17 protein-coding genes are annotated in these 18,898 nt (G+C 62.0%); 3 read left to right on the forward strand and 14 right to left on the reverse strand.

Going from position 1 to position 18,898, the window contains the following annotated elements; translation table 11 throughout:
* Positions 1-59 precede the first annotated feature (59 nt).
* The 4 genes from E4K65_RS10280 to E4K65_RS10295 form a co-directional block, all read right to left on the reverse strand.
* Positions 60-1,655 (reverse strand): class I adenylate-forming enzyme family protein, encoded by a 1,596-nt coding sequence (locus E4K65_RS10280; RefSeq protein WP_135174124.1) that lies wholly within the window; start codon positions 1,653-1,655, stop codon positions 60-62.
* A 232-nt stretch (positions 1,656-1,887) separates the two neighbouring features.
* Positions 1,888-2,667 carry an SDR family oxidoreductase gene (locus E4K65_RS10285; RefSeq protein ID WP_135174043.1) on the reverse strand — a complete coding sequence of 260 codons (780 nt, stop codon included), beginning with the start codon at positions 2,665-2,667 and terminating at the stop codon, positions 1,888-1,890.
* 70 nt (positions 2,668-2,737) lie between these two features.
* Positions 2,738-3,742 (reverse strand): NADP-dependent oxidoreductase, encoded by a 1,005-nt coding sequence (locus E4K65_RS10290; protein WP_135174044.1) that lies wholly within the window; start codon positions 3,740-3,742, stop codon positions 2,738-2,740.
* A gap of 35 nt (positions 3,743-3,777) precedes the next feature.
* Positions 3,778-4,641 carry an alpha/beta fold hydrolase gene (locus tag E4K65_RS10295; protein WP_135174045.1) on the reverse strand — a complete coding sequence of 288 codons (864 nt, stop codon included), beginning with the start codon at positions 4,639-4,641 and terminating at the stop codon, positions 3,778-3,780.
* Between the two features lie 270 nt (positions 4,642-4,911).
* Between E4K65_RS10295 and E4K65_RS10300 the strand changes: the two genes are divergently transcribed.
* Positions 4,912-5,343, forward strand: a complete 432-nt coding sequence (locus E4K65_RS10300; RefSeq protein WP_135174046.1) for a winged helix-turn-helix transcriptional regulator — start codon at positions 4,912-4,914, stop codon at positions 5,341-5,343.
* Positions 5,344-5,422: 79 nt separating this feature from the next.
* On the opposite strand, the gene E4K65_RS10305 is transcribed toward E4K65_RS10300, so the two are convergent.
* From E4K65_RS10305 to E4K65_RS10320, 4 genes are all read right to left on the reverse strand, one after another.
* Complete coding sequence (locus E4K65_RS10305) at positions 5,423-6,244, reverse strand: enoyl-CoA hydratase-related protein (protein ID WP_135174047.1); 822 nt, start codon at positions 6,242-6,244, stop codon at positions 5,423-5,425.
* 70 nt (positions 6,245-6,314) lie between these two features.
* Positions 6,315-7,019: an SDR family NAD(P)-dependent oxidoreductase gene (locus E4K65_RS10310; protein WP_135174048.1), complete on the reverse strand. Its 705-nt coding sequence runs from the start codon at positions 7,017-7,019 to the stop codon at positions 6,315-6,317.
* Between the two features lie 17 nt (positions 7,020-7,036).
* Positions 7,037-9,358, reverse strand: a complete 2,322-nt coding sequence (locus E4K65_RS10315) for a molybdopterin-dependent oxidoreductase (RefSeq protein ID WP_135174049.1) — start codon at positions 9,356-9,358, stop codon at positions 7,037-7,039.
* A 14-nt stretch (positions 9,359-9,372) separates the two neighbouring features.
* The gene (locus E4K65_RS10320; protein ID WP_135174050.1) at positions 9,373-9,996 is read right to left on the reverse strand and encodes a TetR/AcrR family transcriptional regulator; all 624 of its coding nucleotides are present in this window, start codon (positions 9,994-9,996) and stop codon (positions 9,373-9,375) included.
* Between the two features lie 161 nt (positions 9,997-10,157).
* Here E4K65_RS10320 and E4K65_RS10325 point away from each other — a divergent pair, with 161 nt between their 5' ends.
* Both E4K65_RS10325 and E4K65_RS10330 read left to right on the forward strand, forming a co-directional pair.
* Positions 10,158-11,354 carry an acetyl-CoA C-acyltransferase gene (locus E4K65_RS10325; RefSeq protein ID WP_135174051.1) on the forward strand — a complete coding sequence of 399 codons (1,197 nt, stop codon included), beginning with the start codon at positions 10,158-10,160 and terminating at the stop codon, positions 11,352-11,354.
* A gap of 93 nt (positions 11,355-11,447) precedes the next feature.
* Entirely contained in the window at positions 11,448-12,662 is a 1,215-nt protein-coding gene (locus E4K65_RS10330) for a multidrug effflux MFS transporter (protein WP_235885562.1), read from the forward strand.
* A 115-nt stretch (positions 12,663-12,777) separates the two neighbouring features.
* On the opposite strand, the gene E4K65_RS10335 is transcribed toward E4K65_RS10330, so the two are convergent.
* From E4K65_RS10335 to E4K65_RS10360, 6 genes are all read right to left on the reverse strand, one after another.
* Positions 12,778-13,431, reverse strand: coding sequence for a flavin reductase family protein (locus E4K65_RS10335; RefSeq protein ID WP_018322613.1), 654 nt, complete (start codon positions 13,429-13,431; stop codon positions 12,778-12,780).
* A 127-nt stretch (positions 13,432-13,558) separates the two neighbouring features.
* Positions 13,559-14,572, reverse strand: coding sequence for an NAD(P)H-dependent flavin oxidoreductase (locus E4K65_RS10340; protein WP_135174052.1), 1,014 nt, complete (start codon positions 14,570-14,572; stop codon positions 13,559-13,561).
* 22 nt (positions 14,573-14,594) lie between these two features.
* Positions 14,595-15,782 (reverse strand): acetyl-CoA C-acyltransferase, encoded by a 1,188-nt coding sequence (locus tag E4K65_RS10345; protein ID WP_135174053.1) that lies wholly within the window; start codon positions 15,780-15,782, stop codon positions 14,595-14,597.
* Positions 15,783-15,796: 14 nt separating this feature from the next.
* Positions 15,797-16,924 (reverse strand): acyl-CoA dehydrogenase family protein, encoded by a 1,128-nt coding sequence (locus tag E4K65_RS10350; protein WP_135174054.1) that lies wholly within the window; start codon positions 16,922-16,924, stop codon positions 15,797-15,799.
* Positions 16,925-16,947: 23 nt separating this feature from the next.
* The gene (locus E4K65_RS10355) at positions 16,948-18,129 is read right to left on the reverse strand and encodes an acyl-CoA dehydrogenase family protein (protein WP_135174055.1); all 1,182 of its coding nucleotides are present in this window, start codon (positions 18,127-18,129) and stop codon (positions 16,948-16,950) included.
* Between the two features lie 14 nt (positions 18,130-18,143).
* Complete coding sequence (locus E4K65_RS10360) at positions 18,144-18,881, reverse strand: SDR family oxidoreductase (RefSeq protein ID WP_018322608.1); 738 nt, start codon at positions 18,879-18,881, stop codon at positions 18,144-18,146.
* Positions 18,882-18,898: the final 17 nt, after the last annotated feature.

The raw sequence follows: 18,898 nt of genomic DNA on the forward strand, positions 1-18,898 counted from the left end.
GTCGCTCACCGTTCTTTCCTGAACCGGCATATTGCCGTTCAAATCACTCCTAACGCCCGTCAGCCAGCGGCTGCCGCACGGGACGCCTTCGGGGCGGCCTGTTCGTTCGCCATCTCCCGGAGCTTGTGTTTCAGTATCTTGCCGGTGGAAGCCGAGGGCAGAGCGTCGAGCACGATCAATTCGGTCGGACGCTTGTAGGACGTCAGCAACTCGGCCGTGTACGCCTTGAGGTCTTCCGCGCTGATGCTCGCACTGGGGAGAAGCTGAACGAACGCGACGACCTCCTCGTTGCCGTCGACCTTTCGTCCGACGACGGCCGACTGAACGACTTGGTCGTGCGCGTTCAGGACGGCCTCCACTTCGGCGGGATAAACGTTGAAGCCGGAGCGGATGATGAGCTCCTTGGTGCGGCCGGCAATGTAGAGATGCCCCTTGCCGTTCACCCGCGCGAGATCCCCCGTGTTGAACCATCCCTGCTCATCGATCGCCGCCGCCGTCAGGTCGGGCGCACGATAGTAGCCGAGCATGATGTTCGGACCGCGAACGTGTAATTCGCCCACTTCACCGGTCGCCACCTTTTTTCCTTGTCCGTCCACGATCCGGTGCTCGATGCCGGGAAGAAACGGGCCGACGGACTCGTCCGAGACAGGCTGTTCCGAACGGACCCCCGTGAGTCCGGGTGAGCATTCCGTTATGCCGTAATTGTTCAGCAGCGGGATTCCAAACTCGTCCTCGATCCGCTTCTTGAGATCGAGGTCGAGCGGAGCACCGGCGACCGCCATGATCCGCAGCCTGCCCCGTTCGAGCCGTTGGATGCCCTTGACCGCCTTGTATTCGAGCAGACGCTGATATGTGGCAGGCACGCCGAACAGGCTCGTGATCCCCTCCTTGGCGATAGCATGAGCCAGTGCGGCGGGATCGGCCTTGGCTACGACATGCAACGTGCCGCCGTGCATCAGCGTCGAAATCAGCAGGATCGCATACCCGACGATGTGCGACATCGGCAGCACGCCGTAAATGCGGTCGTCTGGACTGCTTCGGCGAAGGATTCCCGACGTCCTTGCGGCGAAGAGGAGGTTGCGGTGGCTCAGCATGACGCCCTTCGGCGCGCCGGTCGTGCCCGAGGTGTATAAAAGGCCCGCGACCTGGCGGGCGCCATCCTTCTCGACGGGCTTCGCTTCGGCATCCGCATTGAGAGGACCGACACCGATTCCACCAAATGGCCCGACGGCGCCGATTTTCGCACCGATACGGCTGGCATGGTCGGCCGCTTCCTTCGACAGAGCCGAGTTCAACAGCACGCGTCTGGCGCCGCTGTGCGTCCCGATCAGGTCGATCTCTCGGGGCGAAAGGCGGGGATTGACCGGAATACCCCAGGCATCGAGCTTGCTCGCGGCGAAGAGCATCGCACCCAGGGCCACGCTGTTCTCGCTTGCAATGATCACGCGATCACCGGGCCCGATGCCCAAACTGGCGAGATTCTTTGCAGTAGTGTCGACAGCATCCGAGAACTGCCGGTAGCTCCACGAACGTCCGCCTTCCACGAAGGCCGGATGATCCGGAATATCCCGCACGAACGGCGCATAAACCTCGTGCACTCTGGACGGCAGGCCGTCCAGCAGTTCGGCTGCGGTGAGCTCGTCCACGCTCCTCATGCCATCCTCCCTCGCGCCTTGTTTTCGGCAGCATGCGCGGCCCCCTTCAACCGGGAGGTCCGCACCCTTCATTCTTATCGGCCCGCGGAGTAAACCGTTCTAAAATAGAACTGTCAAGGACAAGCAGACGTCAATGTACCGGCAAATGGCGGAATTCTTGGTGCGGAAATCGAATTCCAATTTAGAATTGGTGATCTCCGCGCACTTGTTCGGAGGGATCAGCTGAGCGTAATTACCATTTCTCGACCCACGGCCGCAGCACGACTTCAAAAGCCCAGGTCGACCGATGCTGGCGGTGAAGCTGCAGATAGGTTTCCGCGATATGGACAGGGTCGGCCATGTTGTCGTCCACGGTCGTTCCCGCCAGCCGGTGCGCGCGGGTCCCGTCTTCCTGAGTCCAACCGATCGCGGCATCGATCGGCACGTTCGCCACATGAATTCCCTGCGGCATCAATTCTCTCGCCATGCTTTGCGCGAGTCCGGACTTGGCATGGCACGCCATCGCAAATGCACCACTCGATGGAAAGCCCTTGAGCGCCGCGCTGGCGTTCGTAAAGATTATCGTTCCTCTCGTACCATTGACGTCGGGTTCGTTTCCGAGCATGAGCCGAGCTGCCTGTTGACCTACCAGAAACGCGCTGAATGCCGAGTTTCGGATTGTTTCGAGCGCCATCATCGGGTCGGCTTCGAGAATGCCCTTGCGGAAAATGCCGGGAACGCGGCCATCGATGTTATGCACGACAAGCCTCGGCGCTCCGATCTCTCGAGCGACATTCGCGAACAGCTGCGCCACGGCCGCCGGTTCGCTTGCATCGCAGGCGTACCGACGCACGCCGTGCCTCTTTTCGAGAGTCTCAAGGACGGCTTTTTCCGGATTCCTGGCTGCGACGGCGACACGCATCCCGTTTTCCGCGAACAGCCTGGCGCAACTCGAACTGATGCCCGGGCCACCGCCGACAATGAGTGCAACGTCCTGCGGGAAAGCCTGTGTATCGCGGTTGGATTCAGTCATGTCGTTTCCTCGGATGCACTTGGTGCCGGCCGGCGTATGGCGTCGCAACGCAGGCGGCACCGTTACGGAACTACTGTTTCACCGCAATCACGACCTTGCCCTTTGCGCGCCCGGTCTCGACATAGGCGAGCGCGTCGCCGGTTTCTTCGAACGGGAAAACCTTGTCCACGACCGGACGGATCACGCCGGATTCGATCAGGGACGTGATTTCGTGTAGCTGCTGTGCCTGCGCGCGCATGAACAGGAATGAGAAGCGCACACCAAGTTTTCTGGCTTTCTTCCGCACACCGTGGCTCAGCAAACGCAGCACCAGTTTCAGGAAGAGGTTCATCCCCTGCTCCCTGGCGAATTCGGGGTCGGGCGGCCCGGAGATCGAGATGAGCAGGCCGTCCGGCTTGAGCACGCGCAGAGATTTTTCAAGCGTCTTGGCGTCCTGGCTGTGCAGGACCAGATCGTAGCCCGACAAGACCTTCTCGAAATCCTGGGTCTTGTAGTCGATGACCAAGTCCGCGCCGAGGCTCTTGACCAAATCGACATTCTTCGCGCTCGTCGTCGTCGCAACGACCGCACCGAGATGCTTGGCGAGTTGGATCGCGAAACTCCCCACCCCGCCGGAGCCGGCCTGGATGAAGACCTTCTGGCCGGGCCTCAGCTTGCCCACCTCGACTAGCGCCTGCCAGGCGGTCAGCCCCACCAGCGGGATGGAAGCGGCCTCTTCCATGCTGATGTTCTCAGGCTTCGGCGCCACGTCGGCTTCGTTCATGGCAATGAATTCGGCGAATGTTCCGATCCGATGATCGCCCGGCCGCGCATAGACCTCGTCGCCTGCCTTGAATCGCCTGACATTGCGGCCAACCCTGACGACCGTCCCGGCAACATCGTGGCCCAGAATGAAGGGCGGACGATACGGCAGGATGAGCTTGAATTCTCCATCCCTGAGCTTGGAGTCCAGGACGTTCACAGCAGTTGCGTGAACCCGAACCAGGACATCGTCGTCCCGCAACTGCGGTTCTGGCATGGTTGCCGAGCGCAGAGCCCCTTTCTTCTTATATTTGTCGACCACGAATGCCTTCATGATGTCATCTCCAATTTGAAAACTTGGTCACGGCGTCAGGCGTCGAGGAACGACAGCGCCTTCGGCACGAAATCGGCGTGGTACTGGAAAATCCCGCCGTGCCCGGCATCTTCGTAGATGACCAGTTGGGCGCCCGGGATACGCCGTGCCATGTCGGTGCTGTTTGCGGTCGGCACCATGATGTCGTTATCGCCATTCGCGATCAGGACCGGGATGCGGAGGCTGCCGAGATCCTGAGGCGCTTGCTGGCCCCAGCTTTTGATCGCCTTGAGCTGCCGCAACAAGGCCGCTGGCGTGGCTCCTTTGTCCCGATTTGACTTGCGCTCCTTCAGCCTTTCCAGAAAGGCCTTTGCGGCCCGGCGGCCATTGGCCGTGGAGGTGAAGAACAGATAGAATTTCGGGTCTCGCAAAGTCAGCAAGCCCTTGATCATCAGCGGCCAGGACACCGGCCCGACCTTCTCGATACCTTTGCCGCCTGCCGGGCCCGTGCCGGTCAGAATCAGCTTTCGCACGAGACCAGGGGCCTTCAGCGCGATATCCTGGGCTACGAAGCCGCCGAGGGAAAAGCCGAGCAGATCGACTTTTTCAAAGCCCAGCGCGGCGATCAGAGCAATCGTATCTTCTGCCATTTCGCCAACGCTAACAGGCGCTTTCCCGCCTGAAGCGCCGATGCCGCGGTAGTCGATCGCGATCACGCGATGCCTGGTGGCGAGCCCGTCGACGATCGGTGGATCGAAATTGTCGAGAACCGCGCCCCAATGGTTGAGAAGGATCAATGGCACGCCAGTGCGTGGACCGATATCGCGATAGGCAAAAGTTGTTCCTGCAGCACTGATCGAGAGATTCGGCGCATCGACATAGCGCACGACCGATCCTGGGTGGCTGACATAAGTTGACATCACTTACTCCATAGTTCGGCTGACACCGGAATCCCTGGGATCAGAGGGATATCGGATGACGCGGTTCTTCCTGTGCGCACGAAGAGGTGCACGTGTTGATATGCCGCTGTGTTGGCCTTGGCCCCGACGCCAGCCCAATGCTGGCGGAAGCACCCGGCATCAGCGCAATTCCGCGTCCTCGGCTCCGGTCTTCCCAATTTGGTGTGGAACACCGACGAATGATCTGTTACTATCAATTTAGTATCAAGTAACTACCAAAATGAGACTTACATGAAAAAACCTTCGGCCCAGCCTTGCCTGATCGCCCGGAGCCTGGCGCTGGTCGGAGACGCATGGAGCATGCTGATCATGCGCGACGCCCATGCGGGGCTGACCCGCTTCGACGATTTTCGCAGGAGTCTCGGTATCGCGCCGACGATGCTGACGGGGCGCCTTTCGGCGCTGGTTGACGAGGGAGTGCTGGAGAAACGCCGTTATTCAGACCGTCCGCCACGGCACGAATATGTGCTGACGGAAGCCGGGCGCGACTTCTTGCCGGTCCTATTCGCGATTGGTGCGTGGGGACGCAAGCATCGCAGCGGAGGCAAGGTGACCCGGTTCTTTGATGCCGAGAACGGAACGGAGATCGATCCCCTCACCATCGACCGCGCGACCGGCGCTCCGATCGGAACGCGTCCCATTCGTATCGCCGCAGTCGAATGAGCAATTTGCTTGGCAGCTCCAGCTTGTGCGGTTGTGGGTACGGCGTGCTAGGCCTTCGAAGTCATGACCTGAAAGAGTTTCACCTGTAAGTCGGCGGACGCTTCTCAATAAAAGCCCGGACAGCTTCGGCGTGCTGCGCAGTGCCCGCCGCGAGGACCATCCTCTCGGCCTCTTGATCTAGTGACGTCAGGAAGGCGGCCGACAGCGCAAGGTCGAGATTATCCTTCATGGAGGCATAGGCGCTCGCCGGGCCATTCGCCAATGCTCTCGCCATTTCGAATGCTTCGCTTTGCAGTTCGGAATCAGGCACCACGCGATTGATGAGGCCCAATGCTTCGCAGCGCCGTGCACTGATCCGTTCAGACAGAAACATCAGTTCGCGAGCACGTGCCGTCCCGGCAAGCCGGGTCAACAGCCACGAAATGCCGTAATCGCCGGTGAGCGCAATCCTGGCATAGCCCGTCGTCATGATCGTGGATTCGGCCGCAATACGAAGGTCGCAAGCGAGTGCGATCGCAAGCCCGGCGCCAGCCGCCGGTCCCGGCAAAGCCGCGATGGTGGGCTTCCGCACCGAAACAAGTACGCCGGTCAGGGTTCGCTGACGTTCCCGCAATCGCGCAACCTTGTCGCTGAATGACATCGCCGGCGCGGCAGCGTTGCCGCCCATTCCCTTAACATCGCCGCCCGAGCAGAAGGCAGTGCCTGCACCGGTAATCAGGAGGGCCCCGACCTCAGGATCATCTCCATTCTGTTTGATCATCCGGCGCAACGCCGGCGTAAGATGATCGGACAACGAATTTCGGGCTTCGAGCCGGTTCAAGGTAATCACCGCGACGCGATCCCGGATCGCGCACAGCAGTTCGTCCGTCCCCGTATCAACCGAGATGGATCCATCAGTCATGTTTCTGACCTTTCAAGTCCCGCGGAGAACTCTCCAAAGTGACCCAGCGCGCCGTGCCCGTGTTCGCGCATCACCAATTTTCGTTGAATGGCCGCAGTTCCGTGAGAAACGACCAGGCCGAGCGATCCTGACCGTAGAGATGCAATAATTCGTCGGCGATCGCCGCCGGCTTGATGAAGAACTCATCCGGTTTGTCGCTCATCCGCGCGCGCATCCGGGGCGTATCGATAACGGCGTCGATGAGAACGTAGGAGACATGGACGCCGAGAGGTCCTACTTCACGTGCGATCGACTCGGCCAGAATGCGCTGCGCCGCCTTCGTCGGCGCGAATCCGGCGAAATTGGCTTTGCCTCGGATCGAAGAGGTGTTGCCGGTCACCAGGATTGCGCCCTTGCCCCGATCGATCATGTCAGGCGCCACTTCTCGCGACAGGTACAACAGGCCCATCACGTTGACTTCGAAGTTGCCCTTCAGCATCTTCGGATCGATCTCGCGAAAACTCCCCCAGCCCCCTCCGACCGCGTTGTGGATGAGAACGTCAGCCGCGCCAAAGCGGCGCTTTACGTCAGCGACTGCAGTCCGCACCTGAGCCTCCTCCGAGACGTCGCAGGCCACCGCGTGTACGTCCGGAAGCTCTTGCGCAAGTCGATTGATGAGCTCCGCTGAGCGGGCAAGCGCGATGATACGAAACCCGCCAGCAGAGAAGCGCTTGACGATGGCAGCTCCCGTGCCTGGCCCCACTCCGGTCACGATTGCGATTGGTTTCTCGGTCATTCGACGCTCCCTTCGAGCTATTGTCCGGCCGCTCTCTTATGAATCCGCTCGGATTGCGACTGACAGGCGGCAGCTTCGTGCTCGGTCACCAAGGCCAGTCGAACCGCGACGTTCTTGTGGTAGGGCGTGCCCGCAATGGGATCGCGGTTGCCGCTCTCGGTGAGTAGATTGATGCGCGGTCCGTTGATCAGGCGCTCTCCGTCTGATGTCGGGTATGCCTGACCGTAGCCGTGCGGCAGCGCCAATTGGCCGTTCCGCATGGCGTCATCGACCTTGCAGCGGACGACGAGCCGCCCGGCCGCCGACTCCACCGCGATCCAGTCACCATCCTTCGCGCCCAACTCGCTCAGATCGCGCGAATTGATCAACAGGGCGCCGTCCGGGTCGTCGCGACGCCACGCGGGATCGCGAAATATCTGGTTGGCATTGAACATGCGGCGGCCACCAGCCGCCAGCACGAACGGGAACTCCTTTGGCGCGCTAGCGGCTTGCGGATCGAGACGCGCCAGCCATTCCAGCATCTGCGGGACGATCAGCCGAACCTTGCGATCCGAATGGCCGATCAGTGACCAGACCTCGTCATATTCGTGCCGTGTAACCGCCGTGCCTTGCCGGGAGGCCACGATGGTGTCGAACAGGAGATCTCCGAGCTGATGGTCCGCCACCTGTTCGGATGCGCCGATCGCCCGCCACACCGCTTGCGGCGATCGCTTCGCGCAGGCCTGTGCCGCGCTCCACATCGGCGCCGCAGCCGCGGTACCGTCCGGAAGCGTCTGCCCCAGCGTATGGTAGAGCACCAGGGCAGGCACTGCCGCAGGGTTCTCCGCGATGAAAGCACGAAACGCCGCGGTGAATTCAGGTCGCGAGCGCCGTGCTATTTCGCGTAGCGGCGCGAGCACATTGTCACCCGGCAGAAGCCCCAGGGCAACGGCGAGCCGCGTGTAGATCTCGGGCTCCGGCAAGGTGCCGGCAAGTGGCGGCAGAACACCGGCGCGGACATGAAAATAGTTGGTCGGAAATTCGAAGTTGAACAGAGTAAATTCGGTTTTTTCGTATTGTGTGGAGGCCGGGAGAACGTAGTGCGCGAGCCGTGCGGTTTCGGTCATCGCAACGTCGACCACAACGCATAGCTCTAGCGATTGCAACGCGCGTTCCACCGCCACGGTATTTGCGGCGGTGTTGGCGGGATTGGAGCTGTCGATCCAGGCGCATCGCAACCGCTCTGGATGATCCTTGAGTACCGCTTCGGGGAAAATGTTGGGCGGCAACAAGCCCCCAATGATCGCGTCGCCGGTCGGCGCGAATGTCTGGTTCGGAGAGTTTCCCCATAGCGGTTGAAGCCAGCTATGCAATTGGTTGGTACCTTCGCGGCCGAAATTGCCGGAAAGCATGATCAAGAGCTTTTCAAGATAGGAGTTGAGTGTCGAGTTGACGCCTTGCTGGATGCCGAGTTCAACCCGAACCACCATGGCCTTCGCGGCTGCGATCATCGCGGCGCAGCTCTCCAGCTCCGCGATCGAGATATCGGCGGCGGCCGCCCATTCCTCAACGGGGATGTTCAATAGCGCTTGCCTCACTTCCGCGAAGCCGATCGTGTGCGCTTCGATGAACGCGTGGTCGATTCGGTCGGAGCGCACGAGCGTGGCCAGCAGCGCGCCAAGGAGAAACGCATCGGCACCGGGGCGAACCGCAAGATGCAGATCCGCCATCTCTGCGGTTTCGGTTCGACGGGGGTCGATGACGATCAGCTTGCGTGCTGGATCCTTGCGGATCTGATTGAGATGGTTGCGCGCATTGGGGAAGCCGTGCGCGATCCAGGGATTTGCCCCGATGACAAGCAAGAGATCGCAATGATGGACGTCCTCTGACGTGTGGCAGGTTTGGCTGCCGAACATGTGGCCATTGACCCAGAAATCGCCGGTTTTCTCCTGCGAAAGCGCGTTGAAGACGCTGCGCGAGCCCAACGCGCGCAACAAGCCACTGGCGTAGGCACCGCCGGCGTGGTTGCCCTGCCCGCCGCCGCCATAAAGGGCAATACTCTTGCCGCCATACCTGTCGACGACGTCTCGAAGCCGCTCCGCGATTTCTGCGACCGCGACGTCCCACTCGATTTCGTCAAAGCCGCCATCGGCGCGACGACGTAGCGGGGTCGTGAGCCGATCCCTGTGATGCGCATAGTAGGGAATGCGCGCCGCCTTGTTGCACAGATAGCCTTGCGACTTCGGGTTTGAACGGTCGCCTCGTACCTTCTCGAGGCGCCCCTCATTCACCCAGACCTCGATGCCGCAGTTTACGTAACACAGGTTGCAGGCTGTCTTGAGCCACTTGCCGGCCGTCATGGGCACCTCCCAGATTATGGTTTGTCGCAGCTCATCGCCTTTGCTGTTCTACGCTGCCGCTTGTGAGTCCGGCCGCAGACAGTCATCCGTCCGGCGTCGAGAATATCGTCGGAAAGCTTCCCGGCGCCGACAGCACGCGATAGCACGATTGATCCAACCATGGTCGCAATGGTGCTCGTCGCGATTTGGCGTGCCTGTTGAGGACCCTCGGCGGGAAGCAATTCGACCAGGATGTCGATCATCTTCTCCAGCTTGGAAGCAAGCGCCCGTTGCTCCCTCGGGCTCGATCGAGCGACATCAGCGGCCAGGGCTGGAAGCGCGCAGCCTTGTCTGGGATTGTCGCGGTGGCGGGAACTGAGATAATCGGCGATCAACGTCCCGAAACGATCCTCATTCGCCTTCCGGTTCGCCAGTTTTTTCCACCGCTCGGCCGTTTGATCCATCGCAAACGCAATTGCCTCGCCAACAAGCGCGGCACGCGACTCGAAATGGTTATAGAACCCGCCGTGCGTAAGACCGGCGAGCTTCATCAACTCGACAACACTAAGCCCCTCGGCACCGTTTTGACGCAAGCCGTAGGAGGCACTTTCAACGATCCGGCTGTGGGTCTGGCGCCTATGGTCTCCTACGTAACGCATCTCCCCTCCGTGCAAGCTGCTCGGTGACCGGCCGTTCGACCGATCCCATCCACCAGCGCTTCTGGACCGCGCTTTTGAAGCGACGGCAATATTTCATTGCAATGTCGCCCATGTTATATGACTATCGTCATATAACGAAGTGATCAACAGGAGAATTCGCCATGGCCGCCGCTTCCGATCCCGTCGTCATCCTCTCCGCGGCCCGTACGCCGCTTGGCCGCTTCATGGGCGAGCTCTCGCCACTCAGTGCCCACAAGCTCGGCTCCCATGTGATCGGATCTGCTCTCGAACGAGCCAAATTGGCGCCCGAGCGGATCGACGAAGTGTTCATGGGCAACGTGTTGCCAGCCGGACAGGGCCAGGCGCCGGCACGCCAGGCCGCGCGCGGCGCCAAATTGCCGGATGCCACCGGCGCCACCACCATCAACAAGGTCTGCGGCTCCGGCATGAAGGCCACCATGCTGGCTCACGATATTATCAATGCGGGCTCCGCCGAGATCGTTCTGTCTGGCGGCATGGAGAGCATGAGCAACGCGCCCTATTTGCTGGCCAAGGCGCGTGGCGGCTATCGCGCTGGCCACGACCGCATCATCGACCACATGCTGATGGACGGGTTGGAAGACGCCTACGAGACTGGACGCTCGATGGGGGACTTTGGCGAGGCCACGGCGGAGGCCTATCAATTCACCCGCAAAGACCAGGACGACTATGCGATCGAGACCTTGACCCGCGCCCGCAGGGCGGTTGAAGGCGGCGCGTTCAAGGCTGAGATTGCTCCAATCACGTTGACCGAGAAGGCCGGACCCCGGATCATCTCCAATGACGAACATCCGCTCAAAGTCGATCCCGCCAAAATCCCCGGGCTGAAAGCCGCGTTCCGCGCCAACGGCACCATCACGCCCGCCGCCTCATCCGCCAATGCTGACGGAGCTGCGGCGCTCATCTTGGCGAAACGCTCGCTCGCCGCTCGCGACGGCCTTCCGGTGCTCGCCGAGATCAAGGGCCATGCCACCCACAGTCAGGAGCCACAATGGTTCACGACGGCCCCGATCCCCGCTATTCGCAAGCTATTGGACAAGGTCGGCTGGAGCGTTGGCGACGTGGATCTGTTCGAGATCAATGAGGCATTTGCCGTCGTCGCGATGGCGGCACAGAAGGATCTCGGCATCCCCAGAGAAAAGCTGAACGTCAACGGCGGCGCCTGCGCGCTAGGTCATCCCATTGGCGCCACCGGCGCGCGGCTGATCGTGACGCTGCTGCACGCGCTCGAAGCGCAAAACCTCAAGCGCGGCGTCGCGTCGCTCTGCATTGGCGGCGGCGAAGCTACCGCCATCGCGATCGAGCGCGTCGTCCGCTGATATGACGGCTGGACCGACGAGACGGACTCGGCGAGCGGCGCGAACCGCGTCACTCGCCACTTGATCTACCCATCCCCGCGACGAGGAATATCCATGGCTGATATGACGAACACCGCGTCGCGGGACATTCCTAGCTCCAGCGTCCTGCCGATCGCGATCCTTTCCGTGCTGGCCGCGATGGGAACGCTTGCGACCAACATCTTGCTGCCGTCTCTGCCGCAGATTGCGATCTCGTTGAATGTCACGACTGCAGAGGTCACGTCCGCCATCACCGTGTTTCTTGCAGTGTTCGGGTTAGGCCAGCTCCTGGTCGGACCGCTTTCGGATCGCTACGGAAGACGGTGGCCGGTCCTGATCGGATTTGCCGTGTTCTTCGCCGGCAGCGTTTGGTGTGGTCTGGCAACCGACCTGCCCAATCTCCTCATCGGCCGCGTCGTGCAGGCAACAGGTGCTTGCGCGACGTCAGTGCTGTCTCGCGCCATCGCCCGCGACATGTTCAGTGGCGCGGCACTGGCACGCGCGATGGCGCTCATCATGATCGTGATGTCCGCAGCTCCCGGGTTCTCGCCGCTGCTTGGCGGCGCCCTCGACCATAGCCTGGGCTGGCGCGCCGAATTCGCGCTGGTCGCGGCCTTTGCCGCCGTCGGCGCCGTTGCCTACGCCATCGTTCTTGGCGAAACCCACAATTCGATCCGCACGCCGTTCAATCCAGTTGTCGTCGGCAGGACCTATGCCGGTCTGATTGGAGACCGTCGCTTCGCTACCCCCGCTGCCGCCTCGAGCCTCACTATGGGCGGCTTGTTCTCGATGTTTTCCGCTGCGCCGCGCCTATTCATCGAAGCGCTGCACTTCACGCCGATCCAGCTCGGGCTCTTCTTTGCCGGCACCGTCTTCATCGTATTCGCCGCGGGTATGCTTGCCACAAGATTGGCACCACGCTACGGGCTCGATGGTCCGATCCGGGCAGGTTTGTGCGCGACGGCCGCCAGCAGCCTTGCGGTCCTGCTCATCTCGCTGATCAACCCGACTTTCTTGCCCTTTCTAGGCGCGATGAGCGTATATCTCCTCGGCATGGGCATTGTCAGTCCGTTGGCCACGGCGCGCGCGTTGTCTCCATTCGGCGAGAAAGCCGGCGCGGCCTCGGCGCTGCTGGGTTTCTTGCAGATGATGATCGCGGCAATCGGCGTATGGCTTGCTGCCACAGTGTCACATGAAGCAATGTTTGCACTGGGCGTGGTGATGAGCGCGTTTTCCCTGCTGGCTCTTGGCCTGTACGCGCGGGGCCCGGGGGTCTTGATGGGCGTATGACTCCGCACGCGTTTCCGTTCAGTCACTATCGGCTTTGCGAAGTCGGGCTTAGGCCTGTCGGGCAAAACGCGGCAAGGCTTGGCCGGCCCGACAATTGAGCCTGTTTCCAGCGCAATCAGGTCCCGTGGAATTCCGGCTTGCTGCTGCCCGCTGGGCGCTTCATCTCGAACATGTTCTCGGTCCTGACCTCGAGATAATCTCCACCCCGGCCGGCGCGCAGAATGGGACGCGCAAGTGCCGTGTTGTACACGCCGTCCTCGATCAACGTTTTGTCGATGTAGACCGCGACGACCTCACCAAGCACGAACCATCCTTCGACCTTTTCTCCGCGTGCGTTGGCCAGCTGAGAGACCTCGACGACCTTGCATTCCATGGCGGCCCTGCTCTCGCCCACCCGCGGCACAGCAACGTGGCGTCCGGGTATCGGCGTCAAACCGGCTGCTTCGAACTCGCTCACACCGTGATCGAGCGGCGTCGCTGTCACGTTCATGCGCTCGCCGAGATCCATGGTGACCAGATTCCAGACGAATTCGCGCGTCTCGCTGACGTTCTTGACGGTGTCTTTCCACGAAATCGAGGAAAATCCGATGATCGGAGGATCGTAGAGGAACGCGTTGAAAAAACTGTAGGGGGCCAAGTTCAATCGACCGGCTGCATTGCGCGATGAGATCCACCCAATCGGACGCGGCGCGATTATCGCATTGAACGGATTATGCCGGAGCCCGTGGCCTTTCGAAGGCTCGTAGTAGTGGAAGTCGGCCTGGTCCATAAATGCCTCCGAAGCTGCCGAAGGCCGTCGATCTGACCCGTTGAGCTTCAACAAAGATCGACGCACGCATGACCATGCGTGCGGATAGCCTCCGTCAGAACGTCCGGAAGCGGTATGTCCTCCCGGGCTAAGCCATAGCCCGAGCCGCAGCCGGCCGCTGTCCGGCGCCGTCGAGGAAACCAGTCAGGCGCTGCCGGATGAGTCTTTCCGCATCCGCCATGATGCGGTCGATCAGTTCCTTCACGGTCGGAATGTCGTGAATGAGCCCGACGACCATGCCGCAGCTCCAGGCGCCCGCATCCATGTCGCCATAGATCATCACCTTGGGATAGACGCCCGCCACCTGGTCATGGATGTCCTCGATCTTGAGGCTCTTGCCCTTCTCGCGCTCGATCTCGAGCAGTTGCTCGACGCCCTTGTTGTTCAGGACCCGCTCTGTATTCCGGAGCGCGCGCATCACGAGCCTGGTGTCGAGTTCCGTCGCCGCGACCAGCGCCTTCTTGACGTTCTCGTGCACCGGCGCTTCCTTGGTGGCGATGAAGCGCGTGCCCATGTTCATGCCCGCAGCGCCCATCGCCAGGGCGGCAACCAGGCTGCGCGCATCCGCCATGCCGCCCGAGGCAACGAACGGGATCTTCAGTTCCTCCGCGGCGCGCGGCAACAGGATCATGTTCGGCATGTCATCCTCGCCGGGATGGCCGCCGCACTCGAAGCCGTCGACGCTGACGGCATCGCAACCGATCTGCTCGGCCTTCAGTGAATGCCGGACGGAGGTGCATTTGTGGATCACCTTGATGCCGCCCGCCTTCAGGGCCGGCATGTACTGTTCGGGGCTGCGCCCGGCGGTCTCGACGATCCTGACGCCGCCCTCTCTGATGGCCGCGATGTACTCCGGATAGGGCGGCGCGCTGAAGGTCGGCAGGAATGTCAGGTTCACGCCGAACGGCTTGTCCGTCATGTCGCGGCAGCGAGCGATCTCCTTGGCCAGCAGCTCCGGCGTTCTCTGCGTCAGGCCCGTGATCAAGCCGAGCCCGCCCGCGTTGGAGACGGCCGCCGCCATTTCGGCGAAGCCGACATAGTGCATTCCGCCCTGGATGATCGGGTGCTCGATGCCGAACAGTTCGGTAATTGCTGTCTTCACGAATGATCTCCCGCGTTCCCGCTCAGTGGATGATTTCGAACAAGCCCGCCGCGCCCATGCCGCCACCGATGCACATGGTCACCACGCCGTACTTCGCCTTGCGTCGCCGGCCTTCGATTAGGAGATGGCCGGTGAGCCGCGACCCGGTCATGCCGTAGGGATGACCGATCGCGATCGAGCCGCCGTTGACGTTGAGCTTGTCCGGATCGATTCCGAGATTGTCGCGGCAATAGATCACCTGCACCGCATAGGCCTCGTTCAGCTCCCAGAGGTCGATGTCGTCGATCTTGAGGTTATGGCGCTTGAGCAGGCGCGGGATCGCGGCGACCGGGCCGACACCCATCTCGTCCGGCTCGACGCCGGCAGCGACGAAGCCACGAAAAATGCCAAGCGGCTTGAGGCCCTTTCTGGCCGCAATCTTGTCGCTCATGATCACGCAGGCCGAGGCACCGTCCGAGAGCTGGCTGGCATTTCCCGCGCTGATTGTCTTGCCCTCGAACACCGGCTTGATCTTGGCGAGGCCTTCGGCGGTGGTTTCGGGACGCGGGCCTTCGTCCTTTGTGAGCGTCACTTTCTCGTAGGTGACCTCCTTGGTGTCCTTGTTGAACAGCGCCATCCTGGTCGTGAACGGCACGATCTCGTCGTTGAAGCGGCCGGCCTGTAACGCGGCGCCGACGCGGCGTTGGCACTCGAGGCTGTATTCGTCCTGCTTGTCGCGGCCGATCTTGTAGCGCTCGGCAACGACCTCGGCGGTATCGAGCATCGACATGTACATTTCGGGCTTCATCGCCATCAGCTCGTCGTCGACGGCGTGAAACTTGTTCATGTGCTCGTTCTGCACGAGGCTGATCGACTCGATGCCGCCGCCGATCGCGACCTCGACCCCGTCGAGCACGATCGAACGCGCAGCAACCGCGATGGCCTGCAGGCCGGACGCGCATTGCCGGTCGATCGTGGTGCCGGCGACCGTCACCGGCAGGCCGGCGCGGATCGCGCCTTTGCGCGCCACATTCATCACCATGGTGCCTTGCTGCATCGCGCAGCCCATGACCACGTCTTCTACTTCTCCGGGCGCGATGCCGGCGCGTTTCACCACTTCGGCCATCACGTGCCCTGCCAGGGTCGGGCCGTCCGTGTTGTTGAGCGCGCCGCGATAGGCCTTGCCGACGGCCGTTCGGGCGGTGGAAACGATGACTGCTTCTGTCGTCATGCTGGCCTCTCTGCTTACGCGGCCGTGTCCAGCTGCGCGTAGCGCAGCAGGTGGAACGCGGGATCGCCGAACTGGATGTTGATGGAGGAGATGCGCTTGAAATAGTGCCCGACGTTGAGCTCGTCGGTCATTCCCATGCCGCCGTGAAGCTGCACCGCCTGATCGGCGACGAACTTGCCGGCATAGCCGATTTTCGATTTTGCGCCGGAGGCAAGCCGCGAGAGTCCGGAATCGCCGGTGCCGAGGCTGAGGCTCAGATGCTGCATCAGGGAGAGCGCCTCCTGATGGGCGATGAACATGTCGACCATGCGATGCTGCAACACCTGGAAGGAGCCGATAGTGGTGCCGAACTGCTTGCGGGTCTTGGAATAGTCCAGCGTCGCAGAGTTCAGCTCGCCGATGGCGCCGACGGCTTCCGCGCAGAGCGCGCCGATGGCGCGGTCGCGGCAGGCTTCCAGCGCGGCAACGCCCTCGCCTTCCGCGCCCAGCAATTGGCCGCGGACATCGCGCAGGCTGACCTCGGCTGCCCGGCGACCGTCGATGGTCTTGAAGCTCTGGAGATCGAGGCCGCTAGCACGGCGATCGACCACGAACAGGCTCACGCCGCGGTCACGATCGTTGCCGGAGGTGCGCGCCGAGACGATCAGATGATCGGCCCAGGGCGCGGCGATCACCATGGTCTTCGAGCCGGTCAGGACGTAGTCGCTCCCGTCCCGCCGCGCCCTCGTCGTGACATCGGCAAAATCGAAACGCGATCCCTTCTCCGTCCAGGCCAGCGTCCAGATCTTCGAGCCGTCGATGATGCTCGGGATGAAGCTTTGCTGCTGCTCCTTCGTGCCCACGTGCTCGATCAGGCCGCCGGCCAGCACCACCGTCTCGACGAAAGGCTCGAGGACGAGGTGGCGGCCGAACTCATGCATGACGATCATGGTCGACAGCGGACCGCCGCCGAGACCGCCGGCGCCCTCGGAGAACGGCGCAGCCAGCAGTCCGAGTTCGGCGAAAGCCGCCCATTGCTTCCGGCTGAAGCCTTCCTCGCTTGCCACGATCTTGCGCCGCGCCTCGAAGTCGTACTGGTCGCGCAGCAGGCGCTGGACGCTCGATCGCAGCAATTCCTGCTCTTCCGTGAACTGAATATCCATCCGATCCTCCCGATCCGCCGTGGCTAGAGCCCGAGCACGGCTTTGGCGATGATGTTGCGCTGGATCTCGTTGGATCCGCCGTAGATGCTGAGCTTGCGCGCGTTCAGATATTTCTCCGACGCGGTATGGCCGTAGTCGGGACCGGGCATGAAGCGATTGGCGCTGACCGGATGCTCGCGGATGGCAAGGCCGTAATTGCCGATCGCGCGATGGGTGAGTTCGGTGATGGCCTGGAAGATTTCGGTGCCGCGGATCTTGAAAAGCGAGGCGGCCGGGCCAGGATCTATGCCGCGCGCCATCTGGGCGACGACGCGCAGCTCGGTCGCCTCCAGCGCCAGCACGTCGAGCTCGACGCGGGCAATGTCCCGCAGAAATTCGAGATGCGCGGGATCCTCGGCCGGTATTTCGGCCCTCACGATCTGTTTCATCTTGTTGATGTAGCGGGTGGACCGGCCGATGCCGGCCATGCTGGTGCGCTCGTTGCCGAGCAGGAACTTGGCGTAGGTCCAGCCCTTGTTCTCCTCGCCGATCAAATTCTCGGCGGGCACGCGGACGTTCTCGAGGAAGACGTCGTTGACCTCGTGGCTGCCATCGATGGTGATGATGGGCCGCACGGTGACACCGGGCGACTTCATGTCGATCAGCAGGAAGGAGATGCCGGATTGCGGCTTCGCGCTCGGATCGGTGCGCACGAGGCAGAAGATCCAGTCGGCATGCTGCGCCAACGTGGTCCAGGTCTTGTGACCATTGACGATGTAGTGGTCGCCGTCGTGCACGGCCTTGGTCCTGACGGTCGCGAGGTCCGAGCCGGAGCCAGGTTCCGAATAGCCCTGGCACCACCAATCCTCGCCAGACAGGATCCGCGGCAGAAATTTCTTCTTCTGCGCTTCGTTGCCGAAAGTGTAGATCACCGGCCCGACCATGGTGACGCTGAAGGCGAACGGCGGCAGCGTGCCGGCGCGCGAGGTCTCCTGCTCGAAGATGAAGCGCTGCGTGACGGACCAGCCCGGGCCGCCATACTCCTTGGGCCAGAGCGGGGCGATCCAACCCTTCTTGTGGAGGATCCGGTGCCACAGCAGCGATTGCTCCTTGGTCAGGTCGGTCTCCGGATTTGGAACGCGCATTTCCGGCGGATAGTTCGCCGCAATGAAACTGCGCACCTCGTCACGAAACGCGGCATCCTCGCGGGAAAGCTTGAGCTCCATCGCAGCAGGCTCCGCTACCACTTCTCGCCGAAGGGACGGATCTCCAGCTCGAACGTCCATGCGCTTCTCGGCTGCTGGTAGAGCTGCCAATACGAAGTTGCGACGGAGGACGGAGGCATCAAGGCATCCGGATCGTCCAGCGCGGTGGGCCCGAGAGCCTCCAGCCGGCGTTGCCGAACCCACTCGGTATCCACGCCGGAATCGATGATGAGATGCGCGACGTGAATATTCTTCGGGCCAAGCTCGCGGGCCATGGCTTGCGCGACCGCACGAAGGCCAAACTTGGCGCTTGCGAAAGCAGCATACCCGCTGCCGCCTCGGAGCGAGGCGGTCGCCCCGGTAAAGAAGATGTTGCCACCCCCGCGCGGAAGCATGAGGCGGGCCGCCTCCCGGCCGGCCAGAAAGCCGGAATAGCAGGCCATTTCCCAGACCTTGCGGAAAACGCGTTCTGTGGTTTCCAGAATTGGGAAATTGACGTTCGCCCCGATGTTGAAGATGCAGACTTCCAGGGGCGCGTGCTTGTCCGCATCGTTGAGGAAGGAGATGATTTCGTCTTCCTTGCGAGCGTCGAGCGAGCGTGCGTGAATCTCTCCGCCGGCAGCCTCGATATCCCTGACGAGCGGAGCCAATTTTTCGCCGTTACGACGGCCGGCGAAGACCGTGAAGCCTTCTGCGGCGAATTTTTTGGCGATCTCGCCGCCGATGAAGTCTCCGGCGCCGATGACGGCCACGGTTGCGTTTCTCTTCTGCAAGATGTCCTCCCGGTAAG

The sequence above is a fragment of the Bradyrhizobium niftali genome (assembly GCF_004571025.1).
Taxonomy (GTDB): Bacteria; Pseudomonadota; Alphaproteobacteria; order Rhizobiales; family Xanthobacteraceae; genus Bradyrhizobium; species Bradyrhizobium niftali.